Source organism: Flavobacterium soyangense (genome assembly GCF_015277675.1).
Taxonomy (GTDB): domain Bacteria; phylum Bacteroidota; class Bacteroidia; order Flavobacteriales; family Flavobacteriaceae; genus Flavobacterium; species Flavobacterium soyangense.
On record NZ_JADHEC010000061.1, the window covers coordinates 1 to 6,659 of the forward strand.

Sequence of the window (6,659 nt, forward strand, 5' to 3'; positions counted from 1 at the left end):
AAGAATGAACAATCCGTTTTTCAACAAAGAATTTTAATTGTAGTTTAAATCACATATATTTACGCCCTGATTAACAAAATTGAGTTCGTTTGAGGGTTTTTAGACGAACTGACGTTTTCGCATTTTTCTAACCAACTCACTCGAAGAAGCACATCCAGACACAGGAACGCTTTTTAGTTCTTGGCTCTCTGACGAAGCCGACCAAGCCAATGCAGTAAAACGAGATTCACCCGTAATGGTGGTTATTGGAAACCCACCTTATAGTGTGAGCAGTACCAACAAAAGCAAATGGATTGAAGGATTGACTGCCGATTATAAAAAAGATATGAAAGAACGCAACATTCAACCTCTTTCAGACGATTACATCAAATTTATACGATTTGGACAACATTTTATAGATAAAAATGGGGAAGGAGTTTTAGCCTATATTTCAAACAATAGTTTTATTGATGGAATTATTCACCGTCAAATGCGAAAACATTTGTTAGAGAGTTTCGATAAAATTTACATTCTCGATTTACACGGCAACGCCAAGAAAAAGGAAGTGTGCCCTGATGGTTCTCCTGACCAAAACGTATTCGATATTATGCAAGGTGTTTCCATTAACATATTTGTAAAAACAGGTGTGAAAAAGGAAAAAGAATTAGCGAAAGTTTTTCATTACGATTTACAAGGAAAACGAGAATTTAAGTATGACTTTTTAAGTGAGAATTCCTTGAAATCTTTTGCTTGGAATGAGTTAGAGTACACTTCGCCAAATTACTTTTTAGTTTTGAAAGACTTTAATGAAAAAGAAAAATATGAAAAAGGGTTTAACGTAAGTGAACTATTTCCCTTAAATAATATCGGAATAGTTACTGCGAGAGATAATTTCACTTTAAAAAATTCAAAAATTGAAATTCAAAAAACTATAGAAGATTTTTTAACTTTAGATATTGAAACAGCTAGAACTAAATTTAATTTAGGAAAAGATTCAAGAGATTGGCAAGTAAGTTTTGCATTGAATGATTTACAAAAACATTATCCTGACAAGGGAAAGTTTATTAAAATTAACTATCGACCATTTGAATACAAATGGACTTATTATACTGGAAAATCTAAAGGATTTCATTCATACCCTAGAAATGAAGTTATGCAACATTTTCTAAAAGGAGAAAATGTTGGGTTGATTGTTTCAAAGCAATTTGGTGGGGGAAGTCATTTCATTTGTTTTTTGACAACTTTGATTAATGAAAAAAGCTCTCAACCATTTGCCCCTTTTTACAATCACCCTCTTTATATTTATCCAGAAAATAATGGGCAACAAACACTAGATATAAGCACACCTAGAACACCCAACCTCAACCCAACCATTGTAAAGCAAATTGAAGAAGGTTTGGGATTAACTTTCACCAACGAAAAAGAAACAGAAAATGACGTTTGTTTTGCCAATAATGATGAGGTTCGTCCAGAGTTTAAACAAAGCTTTGCCCCAATTGATTTGTTAGATTATATCTATGCGGTGTTGCATTCACCATCATATCGAGAAAAATATAAAGAGTTTTTAAAGATAGATTTCCCAAGGATTCCACCTCCGGTGGATCCTGGGAAATTTTGGCAGTTAGTTAAGCTTGGCGGGGAACTTCGCCAAATCCACTTGCTAGAAAGTCCAACAGTAAGCAACTACATCACACAATATCCCGAAGATGGTGACAACATTGTGACCAAACCCATCTACAAAAATGGTAATGTGTACATCAATGAAAATCAATATTTCGCCAACGTTCCTGAAGTGGCTTGGGACTTTTACATCGGTGGCTACCAACCCGCTCAAAAATGGCTCAAAGACCGTAAGGAAAGAGAACTAAGCTATGAAGATATTTTGCATTACCAAAAAATTATTGTGGCAATGAGTGAAACCGATAGGATAATGAAGGAAATTGATAAAATCGAAATCTAAAGTATGGCATCTTCAAGTATAGAATGGACGAATAAAACTTGGAATCCGACCACTGGGTGCACTCATATTTCCAAAGAATGTGATTTTTGTTATGCCGAAAAAGAAACATTCCGAAAAATGCACAACCCAAAATTGGAAAAATACAAATTGGGTTTTGATGTGATTGTTGAGCATGCTTATACATTGCAAGAACCTTACACATGGAAAAAACCTAGTACTGTATTTGTCAACTCCATGAGTGATATGTTTCATAAAGACATTTCATTAGATTTTATTAAAAAAGTATTTGAAGTGATGAATGACACACCTCAACATACTTATCAAGTACTTACTAAACGACATGATATTCTTGAAAAATATTCTGACCAACTGAATTGGACTGATAATATTTGGATGGGTGTTTCAGTTGGAACACAAATTGCAACTAGGAGAATTAAATCATTGGTGAATTGTGGTGCTAAGTATAAATTCTTATCCGTTGAACCACTAATAGAAGAAATTAAAGATTATGATTTAACGGGAATTGATTGGGTAATTGTTGGCGGTGAAAGTGGTTCTAATGCAGTTAGACCAATGGAAAGAGATTGGGTAATCAAGGTTAAGGAAAAATGCTTTGAACAAAACGTTCCTTTCTTTTTTAAACAATGGGGAAAAATTAGAAACAACCCTAATCCTCACGACCCAACTATCAACAAATTACATCGCTATCATTCTAAAGGCGGAAGTGAGTTAGACGGAAAAGTATATTGGACAAATCCAACAATTACTAACGATTTAATGCCAACGATAAATTTATTTGGTAAAGATTATTTAATAATGGATGAGTTTGAGGATTTGAACACAATCTGGGAATTAAAATCCTACCTTCCGATTATTGACAATGATTTGTTTGAAAGTTTAAAAGAAGACATTAAGAAAAATGGCGTTAATGACCCTATTATTTACATAACAATCCCCAATGGTCAAAAGTTAGTCATTGAGGGTCATACTAGACTTAGAGCTGCAATTTCTCTTAATTTAAAAATATTCCCAACAAAAGAATTGAACGAAACGTTCAACAGTCTTGATGAATTAAAACTTTGGATGGTGAGCCACCAGTTACAAAGAAGAAATTTATCAATAGCAGAAAAGATTAGTTTAGCATACCTTTCAAAACCAACTATTGATAAACTTGCAAAAGAAAATCTCTCTAAAGCGGGAAAATCATTTTCAAAAAAAGCAACTGAAATAAAATCTGTTGGAGAAATTGCGAAAATAGACACCTACCAAGAGATTGCTAATTTGGCTAACGTTGGCAGAACTACCGTTGTTAAATATTCTCAAGTAATGGCTAAAGCATCAGAATCCGTAATTGAGAATTTAAAAAAAGGAAATATCACAATTGGTTCTGCTCATGCTTCTATAAAAAAGAAAAAAGAAAATATAGTTTCCAAAATAAACCCCAATTTGATTTTGGTTACAAATCCAAAAATTACAATTCTTTCAAATATTTATGAAGGTCAAGAAAAATTAATTTCAGGCGATATTGATGTGGTAATGATTTTGAATGAAAATGACAAATTGAATATTTTAAAAGAAAACGAAAAAATCAGAATTGGAGTTTATTATATGAATCAATAAACAACCTTTGACATTTCGGTCAAACCTTAATTTGTAAAAATTGTATCAAAACCTCAACTGTATCAAAATATATCTATTAACCTCATAAAATGATACATTTTAACGTATCAAAAATATTCTTTGATTTATTTTGATATGTAAGAAAAACCTGGTATTTTTGTTCTATGGAAAAAGCAATAATAATATCTCGTTGTTCAACATCGGAAAATCGTCAAGATGTAACCCGTCAATCACAAGACTTAACATCAAAATATTCAAATAGGTTTGATATTACTAAAACATTTGAATATTATCAAAGTGGCACAAAGAATGAAAATGAAAATGACACATTCTTGAAATTTGCCATAAATAATAATATTCAAAATATTCTAGTTACAGAATTATCAAGAATATCAAGAACTGTAATCGGATTTCTAAATTTTAAGAAAATTTGCGATGAAGCCAAAATCAATATTATTATTGACGACAAGAATTTAAACACCCTTAATCAAGATAAATCAATTGATTTGAATACCGAACTAATTTTAACAATTGGTGCTTCATTTGCGAAAATGGAACTTATTCAAACAGCTTTAAGATTAAATTCTGGTCGAGCCAAATACATTCGGGATGGTGGTAAACTTGGCAGAAAAGAAGGCTCTATTAAAGACCAAAAAAAATTAAAAGAAGAGCACGCTGATATTATTAAGTTTTTGAAACAAGGTCAATCAGTTCGTAACACCATGAAACTAACAGGCAAATCTAGCGGAACGATTCAAAAAATTAAAAAAATTTTACAATCTGAATTAGTATAAATTAACAAGGATCGTGCGATGCACGACCCTTGTTAATTAATTGAAACACTTTACACACACCATTATTAAAAATGATGATTATCATATTAAAAACACTCTTTTTTAATGCAGACCTCTCTAACTACTACTGAACCGTTATAGGTACAAAAGGAACAATACATTTCTAAAAAAATTATAAAAAAAAATTTCACGCTTCTATTCATACTCCTAATAATTGTTAAATATCAAAATCCCCTATTGTATGCGGTAACGATAATTACAATTCTTAACTTTTTCTCGAGGGACATCATCTTAACTGCTCAATTTTTTTTCTAATTTGTTCAATTTCTTTTTCCAATTGCATTTTTTTTAATTGTTTTTGCAAATTATTTTTTTTGTCATGGTCAGCTTCAACCGAAATTTGAAGTTGCTTTATCCTAATCCTATCGTCTAAATTAGTTCCCATAATTCCAATTTTCGGGGTTTAGATAGTAATCTGGAATAAACCTGTTCCTATACACCTTCAAATTTGCTAAGGTTAAATCTCTGTTACTTTCAAGTGAGTGCATACTATATTTCAATCTCACTCCGAAACCACAAATTATTTTCCACTCTGTACCATTCCCTCTTAGGAAATTATAAACTTCAACTGTTAAGTTAGGATTAAAGGCATGAAACAATTCAAAATTGTATGGTGCTAGTGTAATGCCTTTTTCCAATATTTCTTCTATTGTAAACATTTGCTTAATTTTTTATTGTTTTAATGTTGTTATTGTCTTTTGTAATATATTTTTTCCAACCAGCCAAATCAAAAATCCCAGTTTGGCAATAACTCACCTGTGAAAATCCTAATCTTATACACTGCATCAGTTTCTTCTTATTACTACACTTAACATAGCAATGGATGTGATTTTGGTTATTAGCCTTTTTCTGCTCAATAACATAGTTAATTTCAGTTGTTTTATCAGACATTTGTTCCATAACAAACTTCATTACCTCATCTATTTCCTTTTCTGAATAGTTGTAACAAGGGTCTACGCTCAAAGCATAGTATTTGTCCGTTCTTATTCTTTGGGGCTTAAAACGTCCCAAGAGCAAGTTGTGAATCATCCACATATTATTATTGTCTTGATGAAGTAACTCTTTCCCTACTTCATCCTCTAATCTTTTGATTATTCTTCTTACATTTCTTGTTGATTGTGATGTAAGTTGACTAACCTCTTTTACATTTTTGTACTCATTTTGAATCATTTTGTTCACTTGTTAATACTACTAATCTATTAGGCACTGTAGTTAAGTCCTTTTAAAATAGATTACTTATTTATATTAAATATCACGGCATTTATAAAAAGCCTCACGGAAGTAATATTTATTTTGAAAACTTTAAAATTCAAGAAAAGAATTTTACATAAGTTTGGGTAGTGGCACACCCACGGTTAATAAATAACCGTGTTTGCCATTGGTTCGAAGAAACAAATTTTTAGTATTTGTTATTTGAAAGTTTTGAAAGAGATTCTAAAATGTTTTTCTTGTAATACCTTTTACGATTACTGATACGAAAATCAATTACAATTCTTCCATCTCTTTCCATTTCAAGAAGTGTATTTTCACAAATGGCAAGCATTTGCATTACATCTCTTGAATTAAGGATTTCTTTATTCACCTTAAAAATGGTATTGTATCGGGTATTTAAATGTGATTGCTACTGAAGTCAGCCTCATTAGATTGTATTGTCGTTATAAGTACCCAAAAAACGTACGCTCTGAATTATTACAATTATACTTATTAAATATCATAGTGTCAAGTCGAATACATAATAAACCATAAGCAAAATTCCTACGTGTTTTACTACGAGATAAAAAAGAAAACCCTGTAAACGTATATGTTTACAGGGTTTTTTTATTCTAACAGTTGGTCTACAAGGACTCGAACCTTGAAAGACTGCACCAAAAACAGTTGTGTTACCATTACACCATAGACCAATTCCATTGCTGCTAAGCGAGTGCAAATTTAATACAAATTTTAATTTTTACAAATTTTTAATCCCTTTTTATCAAAAAACTTTTAATTACAGATTTAACAGTCGAAAATGATAAAAAACAAAACTGCTGTTGAACCACATTTGTTTTTTAGAAATTATTGTTAATGCTCGTGTCGTTACATAAAAAAACATTTTCTTTGTAGCTTGAAAAAAATAAATACTTAGTATATAAACCCGTTGGGTGTAATTATTTGAAGTAAAAAATATTAATTAGATATTGCTCAAGACACTGAAATTCAGTATCTTGAAGTCGCAAAACAAACAATATCCATGTCAAATATAATAA

General features: G+C 31.1%; 6 protein-coding genes and 1 tRNA gene. 3 read left to right on the forward strand and 4 right to left on the reverse strand.

What is annotated here, in order from left to right; translation table 11 throughout:
* The first annotated feature begins 235 nt into the window (after positions 1 to 235).
* From IR213_RS15650 to IR213_RS15660, 3 genes are all read left to right on the forward strand, one after another.
* Positions 236 to 1,939: a type ISP restriction/modification enzyme gene (locus tag IR213_RS15650; RefSeq protein ID WP_228479213.1), complete on the forward strand. Its 1,704-nt coding sequence runs from the start codon at positions 236 to 238 to the stop codon at positions 1,937 to 1,939.
* A gap of 3 nt (positions 1,940 to 1,942) precedes the next feature.
* The gene (locus tag IR213_RS15655) at positions 1,943 to 3,559 is read left to right on the forward strand and encodes a DUF5131 family protein (protein WP_194313232.1); all 1,617 of its coding nucleotides are present in this window, start codon (positions 1,943 to 1,945) and stop codon (positions 3,557 to 3,559) included.
* Between the two features lie 164 nt (positions 3,560 to 3,723).
* Positions 3,724 to 4,353, forward strand: coding sequence for a recombinase family protein (locus IR213_RS15660; protein ID WP_194313233.1), 630 nt, complete (start codon positions 3,724 to 3,726; stop codon positions 4,351 to 4,353).
* A gap of 286 nt (positions 4,354 to 4,639) precedes the next feature.
* Here IR213_RS15660 and IR213_RS15665 read toward each other — a convergent pair whose 3' ends face one another.
* From IR213_RS15665 to IR213_RS15680, 4 genes are all read right to left on the reverse strand, one after another.
* Positions 4,640 to 4,798 (reverse strand): hypothetical protein, encoded by a 159-nt coding sequence (locus IR213_RS15665; RefSeq protein WP_194313234.1) that lies wholly within the window; start codon positions 4,796 to 4,798, stop codon positions 4,640 to 4,642.
* Positions 4,788 to 5,072, reverse strand: coding sequence for a hypothetical protein (locus IR213_RS15670; protein ID WP_194313235.1), 285 nt, complete (start codon positions 5,070 to 5,072; stop codon positions 4,788 to 4,790). The genes IR213_RS15665 and IR213_RS15670 overlap by 11 nt, the downstream gene beginning before the upstream one ends.
* 4 nt (positions 5,073 to 5,076) lie before the next feature.
* Complete coding sequence (locus IR213_RS15675) at positions 5,077 to 5,583, reverse strand: hypothetical protein (RefSeq protein ID WP_194313236.1); 507 nt, start codon at positions 5,581 to 5,583, stop codon at positions 5,077 to 5,079.
* A 660-nt stretch (positions 5,584 to 6,243) separates the two neighbouring features.
* A tRNA-Gln gene (locus IR213_RS15680) sits at positions 6,244 to 6,314 on the reverse strand.
* Positions 6,315 to 6,659: the final 345 nt, after the last annotated feature.